General features: G+C 60.0%; 24 protein-coding genes and 2 pseudogenes. 6 read left to right on the top strand and 20 right to left on the bottom strand.

From position 1 onward, the window contains the following. Window positions 1-15: 15 nt before the first annotated feature. Entirely contained in the window at window positions 16-261 is a 246-nt protein-coding gene (locus tag HWV67_RS16705; protein WP_009402735.1) for a helix-turn-helix domain-containing protein, read from the top strand. A 196-nt stretch (window positions 262-457) separates the two neighbouring features. Further along, entirely contained in the window at window positions 458-781 is a 324-nt protein-coding gene (locus HWV67_RS16700) for a hypothetical protein (protein WP_075806311.1), read from the top strand. A gap of 135 nt (window positions 782-916) precedes the next feature. Here the strand turns inward: HWV67_RS16700 and HWV67_RS31765 are convergent, their stop codons facing one another. Together HWV67_RS31765 and HWV67_RS16690 are read right to left on the bottom strand one after the other, a co-directional pair. Next, window positions 917-1,090 carry a GNAT family N-acetyltransferase gene (locus HWV67_RS31765; protein WP_256680142.1) on the bottom strand — a complete coding sequence of 58 codons (174 nt, stop codon included), beginning with the start codon at window positions 1,088-1,090 and terminating at the stop codon, window positions 917-919. A gap of 982 nt (window positions 1,091-2,072) precedes the next feature. Next, window positions 2,073-2,966: a LysR family transcriptional regulator gene (locus tag HWV67_RS16690; protein WP_175652048.1), complete on the bottom strand. Its 894-nt coding sequence runs from the start codon at window positions 2,964-2,966 to the stop codon at window positions 2,073-2,075. A 143-nt stretch (window positions 2,967-3,109) separates the two neighbouring features. On the opposite strand from HWV67_RS16690, the gene HWV67_RS16685 reads away from it, so the two are divergent. Together HWV67_RS16685 and HWV67_RS16680 are read left to right on the top strand one after the other, a co-directional pair. Next, window positions 3,110-4,510, top strand: coding sequence for an amidohydrolase family protein (locus HWV67_RS16685; protein WP_175652047.1), 1,401 nt, complete (start codon window positions 3,110-3,112; stop codon window positions 4,508-4,510). 11 nt (window positions 4,511-4,521) lie between these two features. Further along, a complete protein-coding gene (locus tag HWV67_RS16680; protein WP_110969626.1) occupies window positions 4,522-4,995 on the top strand; it encodes a DMT family transporter in 474 nt (157 codons plus the stop codon). A 171-nt stretch (window positions 4,996-5,166) separates the two neighbouring features. On the opposite strand, the pseudogene HWV67_RS16675 reads toward HWV67_RS16680, so the two are convergent. Continuing rightward, a pseudogene (locus HWV67_RS16675) lies at window positions 5,167-6,142 on the bottom strand (IS5 family transposase). Window positions 6,143-6,212: 70 nt separating this feature from the next. Between HWV67_RS16675 and HWV67_RS16670 the strand changes: the two are divergent. Both HWV67_RS16670 and HWV67_RS16665 read left to right on the top strand, forming a co-directional pair. Next, window positions 6,213-7,076, top strand: coding sequence for an SMP-30/gluconolactonase/LRE family protein (locus HWV67_RS16670; protein WP_256680141.1), 864 nt, complete (start codon window positions 6,213-6,215; stop codon window positions 7,074-7,076). A 364-nt stretch (window positions 7,077-7,440) separates the two neighbouring features. Further along, the gene (locus HWV67_RS16665) at window positions 7,441-8,190 is read left to right on the top strand and encodes a substrate-binding periplasmic protein (protein ID WP_110969625.1); all 750 of its coding nucleotides are present in this window, start codon (window positions 7,441-7,443) and stop codon (window positions 8,188-8,190) included. 870 nt (window positions 8,191-9,060) lie between these two features. On the opposite strand, the gene chrA is transcribed toward HWV67_RS16665, so the two are convergent. The 17 genes and pseudogenes from chrA to HWV67_RS16585 all read right to left on the bottom strand — a co-directional run bounded on the left by chrA (window position 9,061) and on the right by HWV67_RS16585 (window position 24,717). Beyond that, on the bottom strand, window positions 9,061-10,431 hold the full coding sequence (gene chrA, locus HWV67_RS16660; protein WP_110969624.1) for a chromate efflux transporter: 1,371 nt from the start codon (window positions 10,429-10,431) through the stop codon (window positions 9,061-9,063). Window positions 10,432-10,965: 534 nt separating this feature from the next. Further along, window positions 10,966-11,829, bottom strand: coding sequence for a methyl-accepting chemotaxis protein (locus HWV67_RS32135; protein WP_371929316.1), 864 nt, complete (start codon window positions 11,827-11,829; stop codon window positions 10,966-10,968). Continuing rightward, window positions 11,824-12,588: pseudogene (locus HWV67_RS32130) on the bottom strand (MCP four helix bundle domain-containing protein); the annotation flags it as partial. The gene HWV67_RS32135 and the pseudogene HWV67_RS32130, both read right to left, overlap by 6 nt. A gap of 164 nt (window positions 12,589-12,752) precedes the next feature. After that, window positions 12,753-13,295 (bottom strand): cytochrome b, encoded by a 543-nt coding sequence (locus HWV67_RS16650; RefSeq protein WP_175652045.1) that lies wholly within the window; start codon window positions 13,293-13,295, stop codon window positions 12,753-12,755. A gap of 51 nt (window positions 13,296-13,346) precedes the next feature. Then, window positions 13,347-14,741, bottom strand: coding sequence for a sensor histidine kinase (locus HWV67_RS16645; protein WP_175652044.1), 1,395 nt, complete (start codon window positions 14,739-14,741; stop codon window positions 13,347-13,349). Further along, complete coding sequence (locus tag HWV67_RS16640) at window positions 14,738-15,400, bottom strand: response regulator (protein ID WP_110969620.1); 663 nt, start codon at window positions 15,398-15,400, stop codon at window positions 14,738-14,740. The genes HWV67_RS16645 and HWV67_RS16640 overlap by 4 nt, the downstream gene beginning before the upstream one ends. A gap of 2 nt (window positions 15,401-15,402) precedes the next feature. After that, window positions 15,403-16,044 (bottom strand): tetratricopeptide repeat protein, encoded by a 642-nt coding sequence (locus HWV67_RS16635; RefSeq protein ID WP_175652043.1) that lies wholly within the window; start codon window positions 16,042-16,044, stop codon window positions 15,403-15,405. Then, window positions 16,041-16,847 (bottom strand): SDR family oxidoreductase, encoded by an 807-nt coding sequence (locus HWV67_RS16630; RefSeq protein ID WP_110969618.1) that lies wholly within the window; start codon window positions 16,845-16,847, stop codon window positions 16,041-16,043. The genes HWV67_RS16635 and HWV67_RS16630 overlap by 4 nt, the downstream gene beginning before the upstream one ends. After that, window positions 16,834-17,514, bottom strand: a complete 681-nt coding sequence (locus HWV67_RS16625) for a TenA family transcriptional regulator (RefSeq protein WP_175652042.1) — start codon at window positions 17,512-17,514, stop codon at window positions 16,834-16,836. The genes HWV67_RS16630 and HWV67_RS16625 overlap by 14 nt, the downstream gene beginning before the upstream one ends. A gap of 8 nt (window positions 17,515-17,522) precedes the next feature. After that, the gene (locus HWV67_RS16620; protein ID WP_110969616.1) at window positions 17,523-18,986 is read right to left on the bottom strand and encodes an AMP-binding protein; all 1,464 of its coding nucleotides are present in this window, start codon (window positions 18,984-18,986) and stop codon (window positions 17,523-17,525) included. Continuing rightward, complete coding sequence (locus tag HWV67_RS16615) at window positions 18,976-19,653, bottom strand: thermostable hemolysin (protein ID WP_110969615.1); 678 nt, start codon at window positions 19,651-19,653, stop codon at window positions 18,976-18,978. Before HWV67_RS16615 ends, HWV67_RS16620 begins: the two co-directional genes overlap by 11 nt. Window positions 19,654-20,054: 401 nt before the next feature. Further along, on the bottom strand, window positions 20,055-20,603 hold the full coding sequence (locus tag HWV67_RS16610) for an arsinothricin resistance N-acetyltransferase ArsN1 family B (protein WP_110969614.1): 549 nt from the start codon (window positions 20,601-20,603) through the stop codon (window positions 20,055-20,057). Further along, window positions 20,596-21,678: an ArsO family NAD(P)H-dependent flavin-containing monooxygenase gene (locus tag HWV67_RS16605; protein WP_110969613.1), complete on the bottom strand. Its 1,083-nt coding sequence runs from the start codon at window positions 21,676-21,678 to the stop codon at window positions 20,596-20,598. The genes HWV67_RS16610 and HWV67_RS16605 overlap by 8 nt, the downstream gene beginning before the upstream one ends. A 25-nt stretch (window positions 21,679-21,703) precedes the next feature. Next, a complete protein-coding gene (locus HWV67_RS16600; protein WP_110969612.1) occupies window positions 21,704-22,207 on the bottom strand; it encodes a phosphatase domain-containing putative toxin in 504 nt (167 codons plus the stop codon). Window positions 22,208-22,211: 4 nt separating this feature from the next. Then, window positions 22,212-22,925 (bottom strand): arsenical resistance protein ArsH, encoded by a 714-nt coding sequence (gene arsH, locus HWV67_RS16595; protein WP_110969611.1) that lies wholly within the window; start codon window positions 22,923-22,925, stop codon window positions 22,212-22,214. Window positions 22,926-22,948: 23 nt separating this feature from the next. Next, entirely contained in the window at window positions 22,949-23,419 is a 471-nt protein-coding gene (locus tag HWV67_RS16590; RefSeq protein WP_175652041.1) for an arsenate reductase ArsC, read from the bottom strand. Window positions 23,420-23,433: 14 nt separating this feature from the next. Beyond that, window positions 23,434-24,717 (bottom strand): arsenic transporter, encoded by a 1,284-nt coding sequence (locus HWV67_RS16585; RefSeq protein ID WP_175652040.1) that lies wholly within the window; start codon window positions 24,715-24,717, stop codon window positions 23,434-23,436. Between the last annotated feature and the right edge of the window lie 29 nt (window positions 24,718-24,746).

Genomic DNA, 24,746 nt, shown 5'->3' with positions numbered 1-24,746 from the left:
GGGACGATTCTTTCCATGGCAAGAATCTCCGCAACCCTCGACAACGACGGCAGTCTGAAAAAGCTCGGTGCAGCAATTCGGGCCCGCCGCCTGGCGCTCGCGCTTTCTCAGGAAGCACTAGCCGATGCGGCAGGCGTGGATCGTTCTCACATGGGGAAGATCGAGAGGGGGGAAAGGAATGTCACCTTCCTGAATATCTTGCGCATCGCCGTTGCAGTGGAATGCAAACCGTCCGAGCTGTTGGTCGATGCAAGCCTCTAGCGTCACCTGGTAGTTGCCAAGTTCGCCAGTGGCCGGTGAGTCATCCTGCGGCTGATAACAAACCAGTTGCCTGCCCTACCAACGCCCGAGCCAGGTAACGACCCAACGCTTCTAGCGGACCTCCATTCGGGCTGAACCAAACACCCGCATCAGACACGACGCACATTTCGCATTGCTCATCTATGAGGTCGATTTAATGGAAAGAATCACCTGGTTTGCCGCAGATAACCCCGAGAAGAAACGCATCCCTGAATGGCGCCGCTCGTGCGGTTTCAGCGACAAGGGGACCATTTTCGTGCCCGCCGCCATGGCAGGAGACGAGACAGAATTCAATGTGATGCTATGCGCTCAGGGTGACCGGCAACCTCTTGCGATACACCTCGATCATTACTTCGTCTGCAGCACCTGGCTCAAGCAGGAATTTCCCAAGCACCTCGAACTGATAGAGATCATCGAGAACCGTGTCCATCAAGCCATTGCGGAAATGGCCCAACAGAAAGCGAAATTTGAAGCGCTCTAAATTCGCCCGCCGCAAGCATGACCCCGCGTTTCAGCAGATTGCTCGAAAACGCGCGAGATCATCGGGACGAAGGCCGTCGCCCCCAGATCAAATCTAGTGCGCTACGCCATACCAGGTATCGGGCTTGAACCCGACCTAGGGAAACGTCCCGATGTGCTGGAAACCCAGTCGCTCGTATAGCCCGACACTGCCTTCATTCGACAAAGCAATGCAGTGATACCCCGAACGCTTCAGAACCGTCAGCAGCACGTCATAGAGCTGCTGACCAACCCTACTGCGGCGTTGGCCCTCGGCGACATAGACCGTCATACCCACCGCCCTGCGGTACGCCGCATGCGCCCTGTGCTGACTGGCATAGGCATATACCGACTACCCACCCTTCCCGTACGGCTACCAGATAGGGGAAGGTTTGCAGCGTCGTGGCGATCCGCTGACGCATTTGCTCCACACTTCGATTGGCCGGATGGAGCGCGATAGGCAGTTAGATGGCCTGGATCGCTTCTGTATTCTCTGATCTAGCGACACGAATCTCCATTCCGATAGACATCGGGCGGCACCACCCTGCTCAGGTATTCCACTGCCTCATTTACGCTGTTGCGCGCGGTACGGGTGACGCCGATCAGCGTCGCCAAGGCCTGGCCGGTCCCGTCGCCTTGCTGACCTACCAGCGCGCGTCCCGTCAACCTCAACCCTGCGGTTCTCTTCCAGCACATCCAACGCCCCCAAGTGATCTGAGCCGACGTTGTGCAGGGACTCCAATGGTTCGTCACTCACTATTACACCGCAGATAGAGCAGCCGGTCAGGCTGAGTGCTCGGAACATCTCGGCCAGCAATTGCTGTTCGGCTTCGGCGCTGAGCCGGTTCAGGGTGAAGTCTATGAAGATCCGGCTGGCCCATCCTGTAGCGACGACAGGAGAACGCTCAATCCCGAAGTGCAGCTTTCCTCCAGGGCGAGGTCGCTATCGATGTCGCGCGGCACCGTGCCTTGGAGCGTCTTGCCCCCCAGCGTGGCGGGACAGTTCGGGCAGCGTCAAGAGTCGAACGGGACGCGAATTGGCGACCAGCGTTCTGCTTTTGCGAAGGGAACGCGGTCGTGGTATGCAATGAGCAGCTCACCACGGACCGCATAGTCGAACATGACCGCTGCCGCCCCATTGCGGACGTCCCCCAGAGGCTGCTTTCGGCCAAAAGCAGACGCTTAGGAGGCCTCAGTTATGGGGTATGAAGAAGAGTCGGGGGCTAACGCTTTTTCAAATGGCAGATGAGATTTCCCCTGCTAGCAAGTGTCAATTACTCGTCTCGGATCAGCCCAGCTATCCAATCGGCGAACGAGCTCACAGCGGGCGAAAGAAATCGCTGATGCGGGTACAGCAGGTTCACGGGCACCGGATCCGGTTGCCAATCAGCAAGCACTTCGATCAGCCGTCCTTGCTGCAGGTGCTCGCTCACCACGTTCTCAGCGAGCTGAATCAACCCGAAACCATCAAGGCACATTTTGATGTAGAGCCCAGTCTCGTTGACGGCGGCTGTACCGTTTATCGGGACTGAGATCTTTTCAGTAGCGCGTGCGAAGCGCATTTCACCAGCTTGCCTAGCGCTGCCCGAAAAGTAGTGGATGGCCCGGTGGTGCGATAGGTCGTGTGGTGTTTGCGGAGTACCGTTCTCTTCGAGATAGGCGGCAGACGCACAGGTCACCCAGCGAAACCGGCCGAGTGGACGCGCAACGAGCGTCGAATCATGGAGCTCGCCCGTACGAATCACGCAATCGACGCCCTCCTGAATCAGATCAACAGGTCGATCATTCACACCTATCATCAGGTAGATATCCGGGTAGCGCCGGTAAAAGGCGTACAGATTCGGCATGACAATGAAGTGGGCAATACCCCCCGGCATATCGACACGCAGACGCCCCTGCGGCCGTTTTATGGAGTCCGTCAGGCTGGTCTCCGTGTGTTCGATCAGCTCCAATATTTCCCGGCATTGCGTCAGATACCTTGCGCCCTCCGGCGTAAGGCTGACCCGCCGCGTTGTTCGGTTGAGTAGTCGCACCTGCAGGTACTTCTCAAGATTTTTGACGCTGCTGGTGACCGTCGAGGCCGGTAGAGAGAGCGTCTGCGCCGCTTGAATAAAGCTTCCTGCCTCAGCCACGCGGACGAAAACCTGCATCGCTTGAATACGATCCATGGCGGTTAGCAGCCTCAAAACAGTGATCGGGAACGGCGTTATTATTCGCCAATACTGAATAATAAAAACAGTTTACCCATCTTTTTCTGGCAGTATCGCCTTACGTACATTTCTTCCAACGAAATTTGAAGAGGTGTACTGATATGGCGGAATACAACCGCAGCATCGTGCAGGCCCCGGCCGCTCAGGCCGCCCGCACACTTATCCGCAGCGCCACTGTGCTGAGCATGGACGGCGACGTCGGCAATCTGGTGCGTGGCGATATCCTTATCGAAGGCAGCACCATCGCGGCCATCGGTGAACATATCGAAGCCGGCGATGCTGTTGTGATCGAGGCATCTGGCATGATCGCCATGCCGGGCATGGTCGATACGCACCGCCACTCCTGGGAAGGGCAACTACGGCGAATCAATCCGAACGCCGCAACCCTGGAGGACTACTGCAACGCCACCCACTTTTCGTTCGCCAAACACTATCGTCCGGCGGACATGTACATCGGCAACCTGCTGAGTGCATTGGGCTGCATTGATGCCGGTATCACGACCTTGGTGGACAACTCGCACAACAGCCGCACCGGCGCTCACTCCGACGCTGCGGTCGAGGCGCTGCTTGATGCTGGTATACGCGCCGTACATGCCTCGGGGGCGCCGGTTGCGGGTGAGTGGGACAAAGCCCACTGGCCGGGCAACCTAGAGCGCCTGCAGGAAAAATACATCAAGAACGGTGACAACCCGCTGCTCTCGCTGGCGGTGATGGCGCAGCTGGAACCTGAGCTGTGGGCTGAGGCCAGACGCCTGGGGCTGCCGATCATCACCGAGTTTTTTGGCGGGGACATGGCTGCTGAGTTGGAAGGTTTGCATCGCGAAGGCCTGCTGCGGTCCGACAACATCTTCAACCACTGCACGGCGCTGCCGGACGCCGGCTGGAAGATCCTTCGCGAGGCTGGCGTGAGAGTCAACGTATGCCCGCGTTCAGATGCTCACTACGGCATTGAAGATGGAATGTTCGCCATGCGGTCGGCCAAGCGTCACGGCATCAGTCCGGGGCTGAGCGTTGATAATGAAACCTCCTACAGCGGCGACATGTTCATGGAGATGCAGGTGGCGTTCTACCTGCAACGCGTCATGGGCATGCACCAGCAGCGCTGCTGCGGTGAAGATCATAATCCAGTAGTGACCCTGCCCGCCCACGGCCTGCTCAAAGCCGCCACGCTAGACGGCGCCACCTGCGCTGGCCTGCAGGACAAAGTCGGGAGCTTGGTTCCAGGCAAACAGGCGGATCTGATCCTGATCAACGCGCAGGACATCAACCTTTACCCGTCAGGCAACGCCTTTGGCACCGTTGTACATGCGGCCGAACGCAGCAATGTAGACACGGTCATGATTGGTGGGCGTATCGTCAAACGCGGCGGCAAAGTGCTGGGCGTGGACAGCGAAAGGCTGCGTGCGGCGATCGACGAGTCCCGTGAGCATCTGTTTGCTGCTGCAGGCTATCAGCAGGATATGTTTGCCGAGACATTCCTGCCGCTTGAGTCAGACAAATAAGGAGGCGCGAGATGAACGTAGCCTACTACCTGCTGGCCGTCTGTGCTGGGCTTGGCATCACTCTGCAGACCACGCTGAATGGCCAACTCTCTAAAGGTGTAGGTGGAGATTCCGTAGCGGCAGCGCTGTTCTCTTTCACTGCCGGCGCGGTATGCCTGGGCATCTTCTCATTAATGCGAGGCGGGATAGTGGCCTCACTGGCGGCTATCCCTACCCAACCCTTATGGAACCTGCTGGGCGGTTTGCTGGGTGCCGGTGCGCTGCTTAGCTATGTGGTGCTTGCCCCAAAGATCGGTCTGTCAGCCCTGCTCGGCCTCGCTATCGCCGGGCAGATCATTTCGTCACTGGTTATCGATCATTTCGGCTTGATGGGTGCATTGGAAAGGCCGGTGTCTCCCATTAAGTTGGTCGGGGCGATGGTGATGCTCGCTGGCCTGGCTATCGCCCTGTTCGGTGACAGGTGGTCAGCACTTTTCTCCAACTGATTGCCTTGTTTACCCCATCCTGTTTTGTAGGTCGTAACCATGTTTAAAACCCTAAGGAAACTCCGAACAAGTTGCTCATCAGCCGGAAATGGGCGGCTCAGGGATGCCGAAAAGCCCGACTATCAGTCGCTGATTATTGGATAACCAAGGCGAAGCCTTGGTTACCTGCCCTCACGGGCGCTCCTCTCCCGTAGCAGGCAATAATTGCCGGCGCACCATCCACAGATTCGATAGGGCAAACAGCGTGGTCAGTTGCGCCGTGTTCTTAGCCAAGCCACGGAAGCGGGTTTTCACATAGCCGAACTGACGCTTGATCACACGAAATGGATGTTCGACTTTCGCTCGCGTCTGCGCTTTGACCTTCTCGATCTTGCGTCTGGCTTTGTAGAGCACGCTGCGTTTGCTCAAGTGCTTGTAGGTACTGCGGCGGGCTGCGATCTGCCAGATCACCGGCCGCCCTTCATGCTCCGGTCGCTTCTCTGCGCCGGTATAACCCGCATCGGCACAGACAACATTTTCGTCGCCATGCAGCAGGTGAGCGACCTCCGTTACATCAGCCACATTCGCCGCTGTGCCGTGGACGTGATGCACCAGGCCCGATTCAGCATCGGCACCGATATGCGCCTTCATGCCGAAATAGTACTGGTTGCCCTTCTTCGTTTGATGCATTTCAGGATCGCGCTTGCCTTCCTTGTTCTTGGTCGAACTGGGCGCGTGAATGATGGTGGCGTCGACGATGGTGCCCTGGCGCAACGACAGGCCCTTGTCTCGCAGGTATGGTTTCCAGAATGCCCGACGCCAGTTGGTGCTTCTCCAGCAGGTGCCGGAAATTCATGATCGTCGTGTCTTCGGGGATAGGAGCGCTGAGCGTCAGCCGAGCAAACTGGCGCATCGAAGTGATCTCGTACAGCGCCTCTTCCATGGCTGGATCGCTCAACGAGAACCAGTTCTGCAGCAGGTGAACACGCAGCATGGTTTCCAGTGGATACGGCTTGCGACCACCGCCGGCCTTTGGGTAATGCGGCTCGATCAATGCCACCAAACCGCTCCATGGAACCACCTGCTCCATCTCGGCCAGGAAACGCTCGCGACGGGTTTGCTTGCGCTTACCAGCGTACTCGAAATCGGAAAAGCTCATCTGACTCATGGGATGGCGGGCTTGTAGAGGGCAATTGGACGGAGGGCTATTTCAGCACAGGTCAGATGCCGATGCTGACTTGATCGGAGAATCCCTAACCGATACCACCAGCCTACTTGGCGAGTGCCCTGTCTGGTGTGAAAGAACCGAACGTCTGTTCTGGACCGACATCCCCGGCTGTGAGTTGCGTGCTCTGGATCTCACAAGCGGTGAAGTGCAGCGCTGGTCACTGCCCGAGTCGCTAGGTTCATTTGCCCTCACGGCAGACGAAGACGTATTGCTAATGGGGTTGGCATCCTGCCTGGGCTACTACCAACTGACCACCGGTCGTTTCAGCAAAATTGCAGCCACGCCGGGTGCCCCCGGAACCCGTATCAATGACGGCCGCTGCGACCGCATGGGCAACTTTGTATTCAGTACGATGGACGCAGCTGAGCATGTGCAAACCACCGGCAGATTTCATCGACTCAACGCGGCAACGCTCGAAACAGAAACGCTCGACCTTCCCGCAGTAGCGATTCCGAACAGCATCTGTTTCAGTCCGGACGGTTCTACCCTCTACTACGCCGATTCCCTTCAGGGATGCATTTCCTGCTGCGATTACCCCTCGCTGGAAAACCAGCGCGTGTTCACGACAGTTGACGGTCAAGGCGCTCCAGACGGTTCGTGCATTGATGCTCAAGGCTTTCTCTGGAATGCCGAATGGGGCGGCAGCAGAGTGGTGCGTTATACGCCCGATGGAAAAGTCGATCGCGTAATCTACTCCCCGTGTGTTCAGACCACTTGCCCGGTATTAGCGGGCCCCGGTTATGCAACGCTGTACAGCACCAGCGCGTTGATAGGACTGAATAAGCCGACAAATTCGGATGGGGCGCTCATAAAAGCCGAAGCTATTGTCGCCGACGGACTGCCTGAAGAGCGATTTTCAGGGCGCCTGAACTAAATAGAAATCTAGCCTGGCGCGTCGTCCTAAATGCCAATTTCGTAGACGCCTCGGAATGAACACTTCTGGCCGTTTTTTGACTATCGCCACCGGCAGCAATTGGCCGATCTGTGCCGTTCGTGGAGGGCAGAAAACGGCCAGAACCGTACGGTCACAACATGTTCCAACCGATATCGATAAGAGGCAATCCGCTAAACGCTCTTGAGAAACCTATGCCATACGTACTGGTTCGTGTGTATCAATCGCCATGGTGGCGATTTACGGGACTGCATCCGGCGTTTGCCGTGTGTCACGGGTCTATACTAATTTCTATATTTTGATCAGATCCATCCTTAATCACCGCACAGCCCACCAGGTAGAACACGTGACACATTCGACACTTACTGCCGCGCTGCTCTGTCTATTACTTGGCCCTCCCGTGAGGGCCGAGCAGTATCAGGTCGTTACTGAAGAGTGGGCGCCGTACAACTACCAGCAGAAAAATCACCTCACCGGCATGGCCACGGAGATCGTTCGAGCCATAATGGCGCGGACCGGGGATGACTTTGAGGTGGTGGTGCTGCCTAGTATGCGAAGCGCCCGTGTATTGAAGACCCGGCCCAAGACCATCATGTATTCACTATTCCGCACGGCAGAGCGCGAACCGCTATACAAGTGGGTCGGACCGATCGTGGAAGAGTCCATTCACCCCTATCAGTTAGCCAATACGCAGCAGCCGGTGAATTCCTTGGAGCAGCTACTTCACGCCCCAAAAATTACGACGAGACATGCCGGCCTGATACCCGAGACTCTACAGTCGCGCGGCTTCAACAACCTCGAAAAAACTGCAACCGAGAGCCTGCAGCTCTATCGCATGCTGCTAGCCGGGCGCACCGACATCATCATAGGCGACACCGATGCGGGAGTGGTTTACTACAGCCGCCAGTTGAACATCGCCCCCGGCACGCTGCGGCAGATTCCCATCGAGCTCTATCGCTCATCGCTGTACATCGCCTTCAGCCGCGACTGTGACGACGAACTGGTAGCCTCCTGGGCCCACGCCCTAGAGCAACTGCGCCACTCGGGCGAGCTGGAGCGCATCCAGGATCGATACTATCACCCCATCGGGCAATGACAGCGCGGAACCAGCGCAAGCCCGCTTCGCACTTATCCAGCATCGCTCTCACTCAACGAGGAGGATAAGTCATGAACTTTTTTGCAACACGCAGCCATCAGCCTTCGAATAAGGGAATGGCCGCATGGCGACGGTCGGAGTCAGGCCGTCGCTAACGGCCAGAAGCAGTCGGTGCCACTACGATTGATTGGGATAACAGGTCATTTGTAGTGTTTGAAGCTCTGGCAGATCATGTCTAGGTCATCCCACGGCGTGCTGTGCTGCCCCGCATGACCACAACCCGGAAGATGCTCAAAAGCCTTTCCTCGGTGAGTCTCAGGCTGCCAGGAATGACATGTCCTGCAAGACACAACTCCACCAGCAAGTCGCCAGCGCGTATTCCAATTAATCAAATCTTCGTTTGCTGTCATGACGTTATCCGGTTGGCATCCGTCCATCATATCCGAGTAGATTCCTACGCACTCGCTTCGTTCATCGCGGCTCCCGAAGTTCCATCCGTGTCTTTCTATGCCAACTTCTGACCATGAAATTGTTCCGCGCCTGTCAGCTTTGGGTCCAGGCTGTGTGAAAACGTATGCACCGTTTTGAAGTCTGCGTTGCTACGTAAAATCTGCCAGCGTTTGGTTAGTCAGCAGACCTGAAATTTGCGTAGGAACGCGACTTTCGCTCCGATTCTGACTGTCAATCTTGCTCTAAAACGTTTTCACACAGCCTGGGTCGAAAGCGGTCACTTGCGAACGGCGGCTTTCGACCCAAAGCAGACGTTGGCGAGGAAAACCCGCCCTCCAAATCCTTTCAGTTCTTGCCAGGGCTCGCTGAGAAAGGGCTGGGTCAGCCTCTAAAAATTCCTGCTAGGCATATCCGTTGGCCTTATATGCGCAGCATGTGAACTGCTAGGCCAGCCACTGCACAGGCGAACAGTACCTGGATTACACCTCGCTTGAAGAGAAACAAAGCCATTGCAGCTGCAAGCGCGATCAGCGCTGAAGGCCAGTCAAACGTCCCGCTGAAGCCCGTTGGCCAAAGCACGTGATAGCCGAAGAACATAGCGAGGTTCAGGATCACACCCACCACAGCGGCGGTGATGCCTGTCAGCGGTGCGGTGAACTTCATCTCGTTGTGGGTCGATTCCATCAGTGGGCCACCGGCGAGAATGAATAGGAACGATGGCAGGAAGGTGAACCAGGTGACTAGGCTCGCGGCGACTGCGCCGGCAAGGAAAGGGCTTTCTGCTCCGAACATCGGATTCACGTAGCCACCCACGAAGCCGACGAAGGCAACCACCATGATCAGAGGCCCCGGAGTGCTTTCCCCCAAGGCGAGGCCATCAATCATCTGGGTTGGCGTCAGCCACCCGTAATGCCCGACAGCGCCTTGGTAGACATAGGGCAGCACAGCGTATGCACCGCCAAACGTCATCAGTGCGGCCTTGGTGAAGAACCAGCTCATCTGCGTCAGGGTGCCGCCCCAGCCAAACGACAGCGTCAGCAGTCCCGTGGGCAGGACCCAGAGCCCTGCACCGACTAGCAGCAGGCGTGCCAGATGTCCCCAGTTGAAACGGGCATGCTCAGGGGCCGGGGTGTCGTCATCGATAATGGCCGGGCCGTAGCTGTTCTTCGCGGCCCCATGCCCGCCACCGATCACGAATTTGCTTGGGACGAGGCGACCACCCACGTAGCCAATGATGGCGGCGACCAGCACGATTAGCGGGAATGGCACATTGAGGGCGAAGATGGCCACGAACGAGGCACCGGCCATGGCCCACAGCCAGCCATTCTTCAGGGCTCTCGAGCCAATCCGGTGAGCTGCATGGAGGACAATGGCCGTGACCGCCGGCTTGATGCCATAGAAGATTCCCGCGACTACCGGCACCTCGCCAAAGGCGACGTAGACCCAAGACAAGCCGATCAGGATGAACAGTGATGGCAGCACAAACAATGCGCCGGCAATCACTCCGCCCCAGGAGCGGTGCATGAGCCAGCCGATGTAAGTGGCGAGCTGTTGAGCCTCAGGGCCAGGCAGCAACATGCAGTAGTTCAGCGCGTGCAGAAAACGCTTCTCGCTGATCCAGCGCCGACGCTCAACCAATTCCTCGTGCATGATCGAAATCTGCCCGGCGGGCCCACCAAAGCTGATGAAACCCAGTTTGAGCCAGAACAGGAAGGCTTCACAGAGGCCGACTGACTGCTGAGCCGCTTGTGATGGCGGCTGTTCACTCACTGTAGAGGTGGTCTCAACCATTTGGGTATTCTTCACTTGTGAAAGCCCTCAGCAGGCCATCCATGGCTCCCGTGACCATTCTCAGTTGATCGTCATCAGCCAATGCGTATTTCCAAACCTGAGAGGAAATGCTCAATATCTGGAGCCTCGGAAGATTGATGTAGCCGATAGATTTGAGTATCGGCTAGCTCTCCATCGCCAAGCCGCTCTTGGATGACCGCAATCGCCCCAAATCGGCAACTCATGGGTAGACGCTAGAATTCGTCAGCCCCCATACCAGCGTGATGGGATAATCTGCGTTGCGTGAGCATTGCATCCATATACCCGGTTCGTTTTCCTGAGCCAAGCGTCTACCATCCTGGAAACCCTGAATAGCGCTGTGCTCCGGTAGATGCATGACTATGCCACCCCGGCAGGTACTCAATCGACTAGGACTCCGCTGTATGAGGTGGTTACATCTCCTACTCATCTGTGTCCGAAACTGTGGACTCGCCCCAAAACAGCTCCCGGGAAAAGCCGCTAGTGGCCCGTATGGCTAATTCGCTTGCTCAACCTTCACAGTTGAAAGCGCTGCACCACACCATTCAGATCGACCGCCAACCGCGACAGCTCCTGGCTCGCAGCACTGGTCTGATCGGCACCTGCTGAGCTTTGCTGCGACAGGTCACGGATATTCAGCAGGTTGCGATCAACCTCACGGGCGACATTGGCCTGTTCTTCCGAGGCGCTGGCTATCACCAGGTTGCGCTCGTTGATGGCGGAAATCGACTGGGCAATCTCGTCAAGTGCCATACCCGCCGCACGGGCCACTTCCAAGGTGAAATCGACCCGCTCACAACTGGTACGCATCGCCGCCACGGCCTGACTGGTGCCTTGGTCGATGGCCGCTATCATCTGTTCAATTTCCTGGGTCGATTGCTGGGTACGGTGCGCCAGTGCCCTTACCTCATCGGCCACCACCGCAAAGCCGCGTCCCTGCTCTCCGGCGCGAGCCGCTTCGATAGCAGCGTTGAGCGCCAACAGATTGGTCTGTTCGGCAATGGCACGAATGACCGAGAGCACCTGGCTGATGTCACGTACATGATTGGCCAGATGCTCGACACTGCCGGAAGTCTGCGTGACGTCCTCGGCCAGCCGAACAATGGAACTTACCGTCTGGCCAACCTGCTCACGACCATTGCGTGACGTCTGGTCGGCCTGGCGCGAGGCTTCCGAGGTGCTCACGGCATTGCGCGCCACCTCCTCGACGGCGCTGGTCATCTCGTTCACAGCGGTGGCTGCCTGCTCGATTTCCGCATTCTGTTGGTGCAGGCCACGGGTCGAGTCCTCGGTGACCGAATGCAACTGTTCGGAGGCAGAGGCCAACTGGTTGGCGGAGTCGGCAATATGCTGGATGGTGCCACGCAGGCTAACCTGCATGTCCTGCAGGGCACTCAGCAACTGTGCCGGCTCGTCCTTACCCACGATCTCGACATGTCGGGTCAGATCGCCGGACGCCACTACCCGGGCTTGTTCCACCGCTTGCGCGAGGGGGAGGACCAGGCTTCGGGTGAAAGTCATGGCAAGCGCGGCGGTCAACAGCACGGCCACCAGCATGATGAAGATCACCATCTTCATCGAGTCGTTGAACGCGGTATCGCTGGCGGCTGCAGCGCGTTTGGCGCCTTCGTCGTTGACCCGGGTCAATTCGTCTAGAGCCCTGGCAACGTTTTCGGCATAGTCGCCGAGCTTCTGCGCCACCAACTTGCGGGTCGCCTCCAGATCGCCGGAGCGACTGAGTGAAACGGTCAACCTGGACTGCTCCATATAGAGTGCTTTGGCGGATTTGTAAGTCTCGTACAGGGCACGTTCTTCCTTGGACGAAATCAGCGATTCATAAAGGCGCTCGCTCGTTTCCAGGTCGCGTTCGGCCTTTTCCAGGCTAGCCAAGGTACTGTCCCTGGCACTCCCCTCCACCAGCGCATAGCGCAAGGTCATGGCGCGAATGCGCGAACTGGCCGCACTCATGTCGTTGACCGTCATGATCGATGGCAACCAGTTGTCATTGACCTCGTCGCTGTGGCCATCCATCTGGTTCATCTGATAGAGCGAGATAAGCCCCAGCACGATCAACAGAAGCCCTAACGACGAAAATGCCAAGGTCGAGCGCAGGCCAATCCGTATTTGTCTAAACCACATGATGAGTTCCCGAATAGCTACAACAGGTTGATGGGCAACGCACGCCAGGGTTTTGTGGCCCGATCGGCAGACGCCGTCGAGATCATTATTCTATTCAGTGCAAAGGCGGGATTGATGTAGAACAAGGCATGCAGCGGCAGTTGCCACAAGGCATGCTCCTTCGCTCAACGACCAGGCAGCATGCGCCTGAGGGTGTTGTCCTTGAACCAGTAGTGGTGAACAAGACCAGCCAGCGCATGCATGCCGATCAGCCAATAACCAGCGCTACCCAACCATTCATGCCATCCCTTGAGTTGCCGGGCCAAGGCGGGATCGAGAGCGATCAGCGATGGCAGCGAGATATCCCAGTACGGTAGCGGTTTGCCTGCGGCGCTCAACATTAGCCAGGCCAACAAAGGCGTAACGATCATCAGGCCATACAGCGCCAGGTGCATAAGTTTCGCCACCGCGTTCTGCCAAGCCGGTGGTTGCGGCCGTATCGGCGGACGGGGAGGCAGACGGCCCAGCAGGCGAACCCAGACCAGCGCGAAGACTGCCAGGCCCAGCAGACCATGGACGCCCAGCAGTGGTCCCTTCAGGGCATGCCCTTTGGGCAGGGCACCACGCAACTCGATACAGGCATATGTTCCAATGAACAGGATCACCATGCTCCAGTGCATGATGATGGACAGGCGACCGTAACGGTCAGTGCTTGATTCGTGCTTCATATCCTTGGCCCCTCGGAGTGGAACAGACGATGCCAAGGTGCCATCTGAAGCTTAAGGAAGTCTGAAGTCCGTAGCGACCGTGCGCTCGAGCGGGATCGACAGGGTCGCGGCAAGTCCGCCGCCCGATCGGTTTTCAAGCCGCACCTGCCCCCCCATGCGCTCAACGATGGTGGCGACGATAGAGAGTCCGAGGCCGGCGCCATTGGGGCTGTTCCGGCTGTAGAAGCGCTCGAAGACCCGCGACAGGCTGGCCTCGTCGATACCCGGACCTTCGTCTTCGACGGTTAACACGGCCTCACCGTCCAACTGCCTGAGCGACACCGTGACACGCCCTCCCGCCGGCGAGTGCTCCACCGCGTTCGCCACCAGGTTCTGCAAGGCGATGCCCAGCACGCCGGGATCGACAGCCAGATGGTGATCACCCTCGCCGATGTCCAGCGACGGTTCCAGGCCACGGTCGAGAATCCAGGGGGTCAACTCCGCCAGCGTATCGGTGACCACCTGCGCAAGATCGACCGGGGGGCTCGCACGTTGTCCCAGGCGCGGCTCCAGGCGGGCCAGGGTCAACAGCTGGTTGACCACCCGAGCCAGGCGATCGACGCCGCCGATCAGGAAAGTCAGAGCTTTATGCCGCTCGTCCTCGGTGGTGGCCGCCTGGGCGTTCTGCGCATGCAGGCGCAGGATCGCCAGTGGGGTGCGCATCTCATGGGCTGCGTCGGCGATGAAGCGATGCTCGCGACGCAACAGGTCTTCGATCTGCGCCAGTAGACGATTGATCGCCGCCTGCATGGGCTCCAGCTCCGATGGCAATGGCACCAATTGCAACGGCTCCAGGGAGTCGGCATGCCGGGCGCGTATGACATTGGCCATGTTCTGCAAGGGTTGCAGCCCCCACCCGATCGCGGCCCAGACCAGCAGGGCCAGGGCAAGGCTACCGACCAGGAAAGGAAACAAGGTGTGGCGGACAATCCGGTCGATCAGGTCGTATCGGACATCCTCGCGTTCGCCGACCCAGATGACCCAATGCCGTTGCAGCACGGGGAGGACGAAACCACGCCACTGTTCACCATTAACCGGAAAGTCGGCAAAGCCCGAAGAGACTGGAAGCGCCCCCAGGGCCGGGGCGCTGGGGGTGTGAACCAACAGCTTGCCGGTATCATCCCAGACCTGAAAGGCCAGCTTGCTTTCATAGGGATGGCCAACCCTATGCCGTCCAGCTTTGCCCAAGGCGTCGTTGAAGGCCCGGTACAGCTCCTCACGGCTACCGTCCTGCACCGGTATGCTCATTACGCCCTCTAGCAGGCGGGCATTCTGCGCAAGATGGGCATCATAGACTTCGGTGATTTCGCGGCGGCTGTCGTGGTAGTTGTACAGCGCCAACAGGCTGGTCCCCAGCACCAGCAAAAGCATCCCCCGCCATAGCGTCCTCTGGCGCAGCGAGCTCATGCCTTGCCCTCGACCAGATAGCCGATACCACGCACGGTGCGGATCAGGCCGTTGAACAGTTTTTTGCGCAGGTGATAGATGTTCACTTCCAGCGTGTTGCTTTCCGGTTCTTCGTCCCAGCCATAGAGCAGTTGGGTCAGGCGCTCGCGGGTGAAGACCTTGCCCGGCTGGGCCAGCAGTTCGTGTAGCAACACGTATTCCTTGGGCGTGAGTACCACGGGCTCGCCGTTGTAGTGCACTTGCTGGGTGGCTGGGTCAAGGCTGACGCCAGCGTGTTCGATCAGCACCTTGGCCCGCCCCGCACTGCGTCGCAGCAAGGCACGCAGGCGGGCTTTGAGTTCGTTAAGATCGAAGGGTTTGACCAGGTAATCGTCTGCTCCGGCATCGAGGCCGGTGATGCGGTCTTCGGTAGCATCCCGGGCGGTGAGAATGAGCACCGGCAGGCTGTCACCGCCGGCCCTCACCCGCCTCAGCAGTTCGATGCCATCCAGGCGCGGCAGCCCCAGATCGAGGATCGCCAGGTCAAAGGCCTCATGCTGCAACGCATGCAATCCGCTCACACCGTCGCGTAACCAGTCGAGGGTATAGCCCTCCTGGCGCAGACCATCGCAGATCCCCTCGCCCAGCGCGGTATCGTCCTCAACCAGCAGCAGCCGCATAGTCAGTCCTGTTTGTCCTTGATCGCCTTGAGTAAAGCATCGATATCACTACGCCTGCCCTGGTCGGCCAGTTCACGCCCCGGTCGCGGCGGTGCCTGCAAGGCTTTCTCCAGCGCCAGACGGGCTTCGCCATAGCGTTTTTGCCGGAACAGATGATCGGCCCAGAAGTAATTGCTGTCGAAACCGTTGGGGTTGATCTGCAACGCCTTGCGCAACAACGTCTCGGCCTTGTCGCTGTCACCGAAGCCGATCGGCCAGCCGGGCACCTGGTCGTACAGGGTGCCCAGGCTAGTGTAGGCCGAGCCCTGCAGCGCATTGGCATCCAGTTTCAGGGCCTGCTCAAGGCTGGCCTTCGCCGCCTTGACCTTGCCCAGTGCGCCCAACCCACCGATAGCCCCCGCCCAGCTGCTATTGATGATGCCGTCCCAGATCAGCGGCTCGGCCTTGCCGGGATATTGCTGAACGAAGCTGGCGGCATCACCGGCCAGTTTCTCGAAGGCATCGGCACGCTGGTCCTTGGGTGTCTGGTACTGGATCTGTGCCCAGCGTTGCTGCAACTCACCCAGGTGCTGCAGGCCAGCCTGGTCCAGCGCCCAGGTCAGGGGGCTGAATGCCAGCAGGCAGGCTACGAAAAGACGTTTCATTTGATCGACTCCTTGGAGTGACTGCCAATGTGCCGGCGGATCAAGGGTAATTGCTTGCGCAGCGCTCGATCGACCACCCCCGGCAGCATGCCGTTAAGGCGTACGAAGAGCTTTTCCGGCCAGCCCAGGTAAAGCTCGCTGCGCTCGGACTGCACGGCTTCGAGCACCGCCCTAGCAACGTCCGCTGGATCGTCCATACCGACCTTGAGGGCCTGATTAAGGGCGATAGCGGCGCTGCTGTTCATGCTCGTGCGCGTGGCCCTGGGTGCGGCGTACAACACATCAACGTTGGTATCCGCCAGTTCCCGGCGCAGTGCTTCGGAAAATCCGCGCAGGGCAAACTTGCTGGCGCAGTAAGTGGCGTACCCCGGATAGCCGATCGAGCCGTAGGTCGAGCCGACGTTGACCACCAGTGCCCGAGCCTGCGCTCGTAACAAGGGCAGGCAAGCTCGGGTCAATTGCAGCGGCGCCTTAAGGTTGATATCCAGCAACTCGTCGAGCGCATGCTCGTCCAACTGGTCGAGCAAAGCGAAGCGATTGACACCTGCGGCATTGATCAGCACGTTGACCCCGCCGATTTCCCGGGCCCGACCAACTACCAGCTCACGGCCTTCGGCAGTGCGCAGGTCGGCGCTCTGCCAATACAGCCGCTGCGGGTAGCGCTTCAACAGACTGCTCAGTTCGCCCATCTGCCGGCTGACCGCCAGGACCCTGGCGCCGGCGGCACAGAGTTGCTCGGCCAGTTCAAGGCCGATGCCACCACTGGCGCCGGTCAGGATCACCACGGAATCAGACAAGCGCATGGCGCACCTCAGACTGCCCCACCCGTGGCAGGCTCTCGAACATCCCGGTGTACAGGCGGTACACCACCTTGGCGGCATGGATCACGGCCTGCTGGTCTGCCTGGTCGTCCAGGCGATCCATCAGATTGCGATAGGTGACCATGTGGTCCTGGTCCAGGGCGCCGTGGGAACTGAGGTAGCTGAAAGCCTTGTCCGGCAGCTCCAGGGTGCTCTGGATGGTGCCGGCCGCCTGGGTTGCCAGGGCGATGCTGGTTCCCTCGAGCACGTTGACCATGCCGAACAGCCCGACCGGATTGCCACGGGCGATGAGGTCGTAGAGGTAAGCCACCATCAGTTCGATGGGCAATGCCGGCCGGCCGTCCCGCACGCCCTCCCAGTCGCCGCCACAGGCCTTGATGTCGTTGAGAATCCACTGCTCGTGGCCGTACTCCTCCTCGATGTATTCGCAGACCGCGCCGCGCAGCCACTCCAGGCGCGATGGCAGGCGTGCGCCGCAGGCCATCATCAGTGGCACGGTGTGGCGGACATGGTGGTAGGCCTGGCTCAGGAACGCGATGTAGCTGTCCAGGCTGACCTGGCCGGCCAGCGCCTCGCGGATCACCGGAACGGCGAATAGCGCCTGGCGTTCCTGGGCGGTTTGCATTTGCAGGGTGTCGAAAAAGGACATGGTGAACCTCACAACGGAATGTCGGATAACAGGGTGTGGTAACGCTTCAGGATCGCCTCGCGGCGCGGACGACCATTGGCAGTCAGGGTTTCATCACGGCTATCGAGGGGCATTGGCAGGCGCCGCCAGGCATGTACCCTGGCGTAATCCGGCAAGCGTGCGTTGCACTGCTGAACGGCCTGCTCGATGGTGTCGTCACTGGCATTCGGGTCGAGCGGCCAGAGCAAGGCACTGTTGCGCGGCAGGCCCTCGCCATGGACGAAGGCCTGGGCCAGGACTCCGCCCTGGGTCAGTTCGGCTTCCACCCATTCAGGGTTGACGTTGCGTCCAAAGCTGGTGATGAACTGGTGCTTCTTGCGTCCGTTCAGGTACAGGTAGCCCTGCTCGTCGAAGTAGCCAAGATCGCCGGTAGCCCACCACTGTCCATGGAATACTGGCTCCTCCAGGTAACCCAGCAGGGTCGATCCGGCCACCATGACTTCGCCGTCCTCGGCGATGCGGACCTGCACGTGCGGCAACGGCTTGCCGACGCTCCCAGGCCGCACGGCGCCTGGCCGGTTCAAGGCCACCACCGACGCGCACTCGGACAAGCCATAGCCCTCGAATACCGGCAGGCCGACAGCTTCGGCGCGGGCCAACAGGTCAGGGGAAACCCGGGCACCACCAACGGCGACGAAGCGTAGAGGGCCGACCGGCATCAGTCCGCGCTCAATGGCAGTCACCAGCCCCATCAACAGTTGCGGCACCAGAATCAGGCTGTGCGCACCGCTCAGGGCAACGGCACCGAGCAGACGCTTGAAATCCACCTGGCTGGCACCGCCGATGCCCAGTTGCGCCTGCGGATAGAGCAGCACGCAGGCACCGGCCATCAACGCGGCATAGACGCCGAGGTTTTCCAGCAGCACCCCCAGCGGCAGTACCGCCAGGTAGCGCTGGGGAGCGGTTGCCCGACTGGCCGTTTCCAGTTCCCGAGCCACCCGCAGCAGGGTGTCGGCACTCAGGCACACACCTTTGGGTCGGCCAGTGCTACCGGAGGTGTAGGTGATCTTCGCCGTGCCGCCGGGCAGCGCCACCGGCGCCGCGACGGCCCGTCGCCAGAATCCGTCCTGCTGGTTGAAACCCTGCTCGGCGAAGTGATCGCTCCATTGCGCTTCGGCCAACGCCAGCGTGGCACCGCTCTGCTGCAGGCAGTGTTCGAACTGAGCAGCACTGAAAAACGACGGAATGAACACGCACGGCCGCTCGGCGAACAGCGCTGCCAGATCCCAAAGCAACGCCTCGGGGCCGTTGTCCATGGCCAGAACCAGGGCGCCCGGGGCCTGCTGGCGCAAGACCTGGGCACGCCCCTTGATCTCGACGAACAGCTCCATCCAGCTCAAGCGCCGACTGGCCCCCTGTATTGCGATGGCGTCCCCCCGGTCACGGGCATTGATCGTCAGTACCTGCTGAAAACGTTCCAGTTCATGCGGCATGACCGGTCCCCTGGGAGAGCGCCGGCAAGCCAAGGCGCTGGAATACCCCGGCCTGGGTCAAGGCCTCGAAGCCGTAGCCGATGTTGCCGGCAAAGACCTGGGGACGCTGGGCGTAGTAGGTCCCCCACTGGTCCTGCTCGCCGTCCAGGCGCTCAGGATCGGCCACCGCCAGTAAGCTGGGCTGCAGCCCCAGGCGCTGGAAGCTGTTGATCAAGGAAGCTGCACCGGTGAAGGCCACCCATTTCAGGCCGCGAATGGCCAGCAACCAGGTAACCACGATGATGATGATCCGGGCACTGCCGGCGCTCAGCGACGCCAGGTTACCCACCTCGACCAGGCAATCACGCCCCAGCGGACCGCCTGCCAGTCGCGAAACCGCAACCTCGAGGGGTTCGTCCAGATAACGTTCCAGAAACAGCGGACCGGTCTGGGCCGGACGTACCCCGGCCGCTGCGATCATCCTCCCGTTGCGGTCATGCAGGGCCAGCAGTTCCGGCAGATAGTGCTGGACATCGGCCTGGTGCATGCTGGCGAAACACTGATGGATGAACTGCTCCAGTTCCCCGCGACCGCTGTCGTGAGGAAGGTGAAGGGATAGCTGTGCGTGATGCTCGGCATGACTGCCGACAGACAATGGGAGCAGGCTGCTCCATTCAAGCTGGGTCATGAAACTCCCCCCGATTGGGCTCGACGGGGGTGAGTATCTGCGTCGAATCTGAAGGGAGTCTGAAGGACCTGACAAACCCCGGCTTACTGACCTGAGCTGAGAGGTGCGAGCGTGCCCATGCCCTCTAGCTCTACGCAGGTCGGCTTCACGAACAAGGCGTCAGGACCTTGCCCGCTTCTTTCGGGCTGGGGCGGGCTAAAAAGATCGTGGTCGTTTCCGGAGCTGGAACAGAACCTACGAGCAACCATCACGGCCTATCAGATTCGGAGCTAAGCAGAAGGATCAGTAACCGGATAACCCTCTATGAAGCAGTCACTTTCTGAGGCCATCGCAGAAATGGACCAACAGCAAGTTACATCTGAAGCGTCTAAATTCGCCCACCGCAAGCATGACGCCGCGCTTCAGCAGATTGCTTGAACGCGCGCGGGATCAGCAGGACTAAGACCGTCGCCCCCCAGATCAAACCTCCAGTACCCCACGTCATGCCAAGCATCGAGCTTGAACCCGACCTGGGGAAACGTCCCGATGTGCTGGAAACCGAGTCGCTCATGCAGCCCGACACTCCCTTCATTCGGCAAGGCAATGCCGGCATACGCCGAGCGATAGCCCAGACACTTCAGAACCCGCAGCAGCACGTCATAAAGCTGCCGACCAACCCCACTGCGGCGCTGGCCCTCGGCGACATACACCGTCACATCCACCGCCCAGCGATACGCCGCACGCGCCCGGTGCTGACTGGCGTAGGCATAGCCGACTACCCGTCCCTTCTGCACCGCCACCAGATACGGGTAGGTTTGCAGCGTCGTGGCGATCCTCTCCCGCATTTGCTCCACGCTCGGCACTGCCTCTTCGAATGAGATGGCCGTGTTGAGCACGATGGGCGCGTAGATAGCCTGGATCTCTTCTACATCCTCTGATCTGGCAACACGAATCTCGATTCCGCTACGCATCCGGCTGCTCCAAGCTGTTCAGGTATTCGACTACTTCGTTGACGGTGCTGCGCGCGGTACGGGTGACGCCGATCAGCGTCGCCGAGGCCAGGCCGGTCCAGTCGCCATATCCGACCAGCCAGAGGCGAGGCTCACGAATAGAACGCGAACCGTCCACCTCGACCCTGCCGTTGTCATCCAGCATGCCCAGCGCCTGCAAGTGATCCAGCGCCGGCCGGAAGCCGGTACACCAGATCACGGCATCGACCTGAGTTTTCTCACCGTTGGGCCAAGCGACCCCATCCGGCGTGAATGAAGCGAAAGGCCTTACAGCAAGAAGAGCCCCGCGCTCGCGAGCACGAACCACCGAGGGCACCATGACGATATCGCCAAGCCCGCCGACCGGTGCGTCGATAACACGGCCTTCCTGTTGAGCCTTGAGGCGCTCGGTAGCGCGTTCGAACAGCACCCGCCCATCAACGTCATCTGGCAGAAACGCCGGCTCCTCCGTGGTAACCCACGTTGCGTCGGCGACCTCGGATAACTCCGCATAGATTTGCGCCCCCGAGTTGCCACCACCAACGACCAGCACACGCTTTCCTTGGAAAGCCTCTGGCGACTGGTAATGGGCGGAGTGAATCTGCTGCCCTTGGAACAGCTCTATCCCCGGATAGGCCGGAACATAGGGCTTGCTCCAGGTCCCCGTCGCGCTGATGACGGCACGGGCTTCCCAGTCGCGGTCCTTCGAGCGAACACGAAGGCCACGCCCGGTTCGCTCCACCGCCGTGACGCTGACGGGGCGAACGATAGGAAACCCGTAACGTGCCTCGTACTGCTCCAGATAGCTGACCACGTGATCCCTATCGGGATTACCTTCGGTGACTGGCGGCATCGGCCAGCCTGCGATCGAACTCCATGCGGAGGGCGAGAACAGCGTCAGCGAGTCCCAGCCATGGCGCCACGCTCCGCCCGCAGCCTCTTCGGCGTCGAACAGCAGGAACGACAGCTTGGCCCGCTTGAGAAAATAGGCCACCGTCAGCGCGGACTGCCCGCCGCCAATCACGATGACATCGAGTAGTTCGCCTTCGGTGGCCATGGTTTCTCCTGCCTGGCTGCAGCGCTCAGCCTTCGCCGAACAGGTTGATGTAGTTGATGTGCGCCGGCTTCTGAATCGCACGTGGGCGCAGCTCATGCACCCATGCGATCGCCTCGCGGCGCGGCATTCCGGATTCGATCAGCAGACGAGCAGCGAACAGCCCGGTGCGGCCGGAGCCGCCCTTGCAGTGGATTGCCAAGGCCTTGTTGGAAGCGAGCAAAGCGTCCAACTGGTGGCGAATCTCTCCCAACCGAGCCTCGAAGCTTTGATCAGGAGCCTGATCATCCTCGATCGGCAGCTGGTACCACTCCAAGCCATGCTGCCTGGCCGCGACGCCAAGCTCGGCAACGCCGTTTTCCTGAAGTTCTGTATCCGACATCAGTGTCACCAGCGCCACGGCGCCAGCCTGCTTCAGCGTCTCCAGGCTTTCAGCGAGATCGCTGGCCTGGGTACCCGGGCAGGGTGTGAAAATCAGCGCACCCGGGGCATGGGGCAGCGATTTCATCGAGTAGGGATGCGACATGCTCATGACCTCAAATGGACCGCAGATTGACTCGCTTGGACAGCTCTTCCGCCGACTCCTTGCGCTCGGAGTAGCGGTCCACCAGGTAATCCTGGCGATCGCGCAGCAGCAGGGTGAACTTGATCAGCTCTTCCATCACATCGACCAGGCGATCGTAGAAGGAGGACGGTTTCATCCGCCCGGCATCGTCGAACTCCAGGAATGCCTTGGGTACCGAGGACTGGTTGGGGATGGTGAACATCCGCATCCAGCGGCCCAGCACGCGCAATTGGTTCACCACGTTGAACGACTGCGAACCACCGCAGACCTGCAGCACAGCAAGGGTCTTGCCCTGGGTGGGGCGAACGGCGCCCATGGCCAGCGGTACCCAGTCAATCTGCGCCTTGAACACGGCGCTCATCGAGCCATGACGCTCGGGCGAGCACCACACCTGGCCTTCGGACCATTGCATCAGTTCGCGCAGCTCCAGCACCTTCTCGTGGGAGTCCGGAGCGTCATCCGGCAGCGGCAAGCCGGAAGGATCGAAGATACGGGTTTCGGCGCCGAACTCTTCCAGCAGGCGTGCAGCCTCCTGGACCATCAAGCGGCTGAACGAGCGCTCGCGGGTCGATCCGTACAGCAGCAGGATGCGCGGTTTATGCGTGGAAGGATCCTTAGGTTCCAGCCGCTCCAGCGACGGCAGATCAAGCAGTTCTGGCTGGACGTTTGGTAGATGGTCGTTCATTTCGGTCTCCATTGATCCAGGTCCTACAGCGCGCCGATGCGAGCAAGCTCGGCTTTCAGCTGGTCCTGGCTCAGTTGCGGGAAAGGCAGCGCAATGAAGGCGCGCACGCGCTCATCGATCTTCGCCAGCGTGGTCTGGAAGGCTTCTTCGATCTCCGCCTCGCTCCCGCTGACTGCCGAAGGGTCGGCCAGGCCCCAGTGGGCTTTGAGCGATGGGCCGAAGAAGATCGGGCAGGCTTCGCCGGCAGCGCGGTCGCACACGGTGACGACGATGTCGGGAGGAGAGCTCTCGAAGGCGTCCGAGGCCTTGCTCGAAAGGCCAGCGGTGGAGATACCGGCGGCTTCCAGGGTCTTCAGTGCCCGCTCATTGACCTTGCCGCTGGGGAAGCTGCCCGAGCTCACAGCTTCCATGCCCTCGGGGGCCAGGTGATTGAACAGCGCCTCGGACAGGATGCTGCGGCAGCTGTTGTGGGTGCACATGAACAAGACTTTCATCAGGTATCTCCGGTTCAAAAGCTCAGGCGGATGGCCAATGCGGCCAGGGTGGCAAGCAGGATCGGCAGCGTCAGGACGATGCCGGTGCGGAAGTAGTAGCCCCAGGTGATGACGATGTTCTTGCGGGCCAGCACGTGCAGCCACAGCAAGGTGGCCAGGCTGCCGATGGGGGTGATTTTCGGGCCGAGGTCGCAACCGATGACGTTGGCGTAGATCATGGCCTCGCGCACGATGCCGGTGGCCTCGGCGGAGTGGATCGACAGCGCGCCTACCAGCACGGTGGGCATGTTGTTCATGACCGACGACAGGCCAGCGGCGAGCAGCCCCGTTCCGAGGGAAGCGCCCCAGATCCCGTAGCCGGCGAAGACATTCAGGATCTGCGTCAGGTAGTCGGTGAGGCCAGCGTTACGCAGCCCATAGACCACGAGGTACATGCCCAGCGAGAACACCACGACCTGCCAGGGCGCTTCCTTGAGCACCTTTCGGGTGGAAATCACATGCCCGCGAGCGGCGATCAGGTAGAGGATCAGCGCACAGGCGGCAGCGATGGCACTGATCGGAACGCCCAGCGGCTCGATGGCGAAGAAGCCGACCAGCAACAGCGCCAGCACCCACCAACCGGCAACGAACGTCGCCTTGTCGCGGATAGCGGCTTCGGGAGCCTTCAACTGGTCGAGTTCGTAGGTACGCGGCAGGTCCTTGCGGAAGAACCACAGCAGCATGCCCAGGGTGGCGGCGATGCTGACCAGGTTCACTGGCACCATGACCGAGGCGTACTCGCTGAAACCGATGCCGAAGTAGTCGGCAGAGACGATGTTCACCAGGTTGGACACCACCAGCGGCAAGCTCGCGGTATCGGCGATAAAGCCTGCTGCCATGACGAATGCCAGCGTCGCCGCCGGGGAAAAGCGCAGGGCCAGCAGCATGGCGATGACGATAGGAGTCAGGATCAGTGCCGCACCGTCGTTGGCGAACAACGCCGAGACGGCGGCGCCCAGCAGAATGATGAAGGCAAACAGCTTGCGACTGCTGCCCTTGCCCCAGCGCGCCACGTGCAATGCCGCCCACTCGAAGAAGCCCGCCTCATCCAGCAGCAGGCTGATGATGATGACGGCGATAAAGGTAGCGGTAGCGTTCCAGACGATCTGCCAGACCACGGGGATATCGGACAGGCTCACAACGCCCGCCAGCAGCGCCACGACGGCCCCTAGTGCGGCGCTCCAGCCCACGCCCAGGCCTTTGGGCTGCCAGATGACGAGAACGATCGTCACCAGGAAAATCAAAAATGCGATCAGCATGACTACAACTCAATCAGCGAAGGGAGGGA

The organism is Pseudomonas sp. Marseille-P9899, from assembly GCF_903166565.1.
In the GTDB taxonomy this organism is placed as follows: domain Bacteria; phylum Pseudomonadota; class Gammaproteobacteria; order Pseudomonadales; family Pseudomonadaceae; genus Aquipseudomonas; species Aquipseudomonas huaxiensis.
The sequence above is the reverse complement of the archived record's forward strand: the minus strand, read 5'-3'. Positions and strand labels throughout refer to the sequence as shown.

What these genes read in the sequence shown, in the direction of transcription:
- HWV67_RS16705 (WP_009402735.1), top strand. Translation starts at nt 16, where the DNA reads ATGGCAAGAATCTCCGCAACCCTCGACAACGACGGCAGTCTGAAAAAG.
- HWV67_RS16700 (WP_075806311.1), top strand. Translation starts at nt 458, where the DNA reads ATGGAAAGAATCACCTGGTTTGCCGCAGATAACCCCGAGAAGAAACGC.
- HWV67_RS31765 (WP_256680142.1), bottom strand. Translation starts at nt 1,090, where the DNA reads ATGACGGTCTATGTCGCCGAGGGCCAACGCCGCAGTAGGGTTGGTCAG.
- HWV67_RS16690 (WP_175652048.1), bottom strand. Translation starts at nt 2,966, where the DNA reads ATGGATCGTATTCAAGCGATGCAGGTTTTCGTCCGCGTGGCTGAGGCA.
- HWV67_RS16685 (WP_175652047.1), top strand. Translation starts at nt 3,110, where the DNA reads ATGGCGGAATACAACCGCAGCATCGTGCAGGCCCCGGCCGCTCAGGCC.
- HWV67_RS16680 (WP_110969626.1), top strand. Translation starts at nt 4,522, where the DNA reads ATGAACGTAGCCTACTACCTGCTGGCCGTCTGTGCTGGGCTTGGCATC.
- chrA (WP_110969624.1), bottom strand. Translation starts at nt 10,431, where the DNA reads ATGGTTGAGACCACCTCTACAGTGAGTGAACAGCCGCCATCACAAGCG.
- HWV67_RS32135 (WP_371929316.1), bottom strand. Translation starts at nt 11,829, where the DNA reads ATGCAGGTTAGCCTGCGTGGCACCATCCAGCATATTGCCGACTCCGCC.
- HWV67_RS16650 (WP_175652045.1), bottom strand. Translation starts at nt 13,295, where the DNA reads ATGAAGCACGAATCAAGCACTGACCGTTACGGTCGCCTGTCCATCATC.
- HWV67_RS16645 (WP_175652044.1), bottom strand. Translation starts at nt 14,741, where the DNA reads ATGAGCTCGCTGCGCCAGAGGACGCTATGGCGGGGGATGCTTTTGCTG.
- HWV67_RS16640 (WP_110969620.1), bottom strand. Translation starts at nt 15,400, where the DNA reads ATGCGGCTGCTGCTGGTTGAGGACGATACCGCGCTGGGCGAGGGGATC.
- HWV67_RS16635 (WP_175652043.1), bottom strand. Translation starts at nt 16,044, where the DNA reads ATGAAACGTCTTTTCGTAGCCTGCCTGCTGGCATTCAGCCCCCTGACC.
- HWV67_RS16630 (WP_110969618.1), bottom strand. Translation starts at nt 16,847, where the DNA reads ATGCGCTTGTCTGATTCCGTGGTGATCCTGACCGGCGCCAGTGGTGGC.
- HWV67_RS16625 (WP_175652042.1), bottom strand. Translation starts at nt 17,514, where the DNA reads ATGTCCTTTTTCGACACCCTGCAAATGCAAACCGCCCAGGAACGCCAG.
- HWV67_RS16620 (WP_110969616.1), bottom strand. Translation starts at nt 18,986, where the DNA reads ATGCCGCATGAACTGGAACGTTTTCAGCAGGTACTGACGATCAATGCC.
- HWV67_RS16615 (WP_110969615.1), bottom strand. Translation starts at nt 19,653, where the DNA reads ATGACCCAGCTTGAATGGAGCAGCCTGCTCCCATTGTCTGTCGGCAGT.
- HWV67_RS16610 (WP_110969614.1), bottom strand. Translation starts at nt 20,603, where the DNA reads ATGCGTAGCGGAATCGAGATTCGTGTTGCCAGATCAGAGGATGTAGAA.
- HWV67_RS16605 (WP_110969613.1), bottom strand. Translation starts at nt 21,678, where the DNA reads ATGGCCACCGAAGGCGAACTACTCGATGTCATCGTGATTGGCGGCGGG.
- HWV67_RS16600 (WP_110969612.1), bottom strand. Translation starts at nt 22,207, where the DNA reads ATGAGCATGTCGCATCCCTACTCGATGAAATCGCTGCCCCATGCCCCG.
- arsH (WP_110969611.1), bottom strand. Translation starts at nt 22,925, where the DNA reads ATGAACGACCATCTACCAAACGTCCAGCCAGAACTGCTTGATCTGCCG.
- HWV67_RS16590 (WP_175652041.1), bottom strand. Translation starts at nt 23,419, where the DNA reads ATGAAAGTCTTGTTCATGTGCACCCACAACAGCTGCCGCAGCATCCTG.
- HWV67_RS16585 (WP_175652040.1), bottom strand. Translation starts at nt 24,717, where the DNA reads ATGCTGATCGCATTTTTGATTTTCCTGGTGACGATCGTTCTCGTCATC.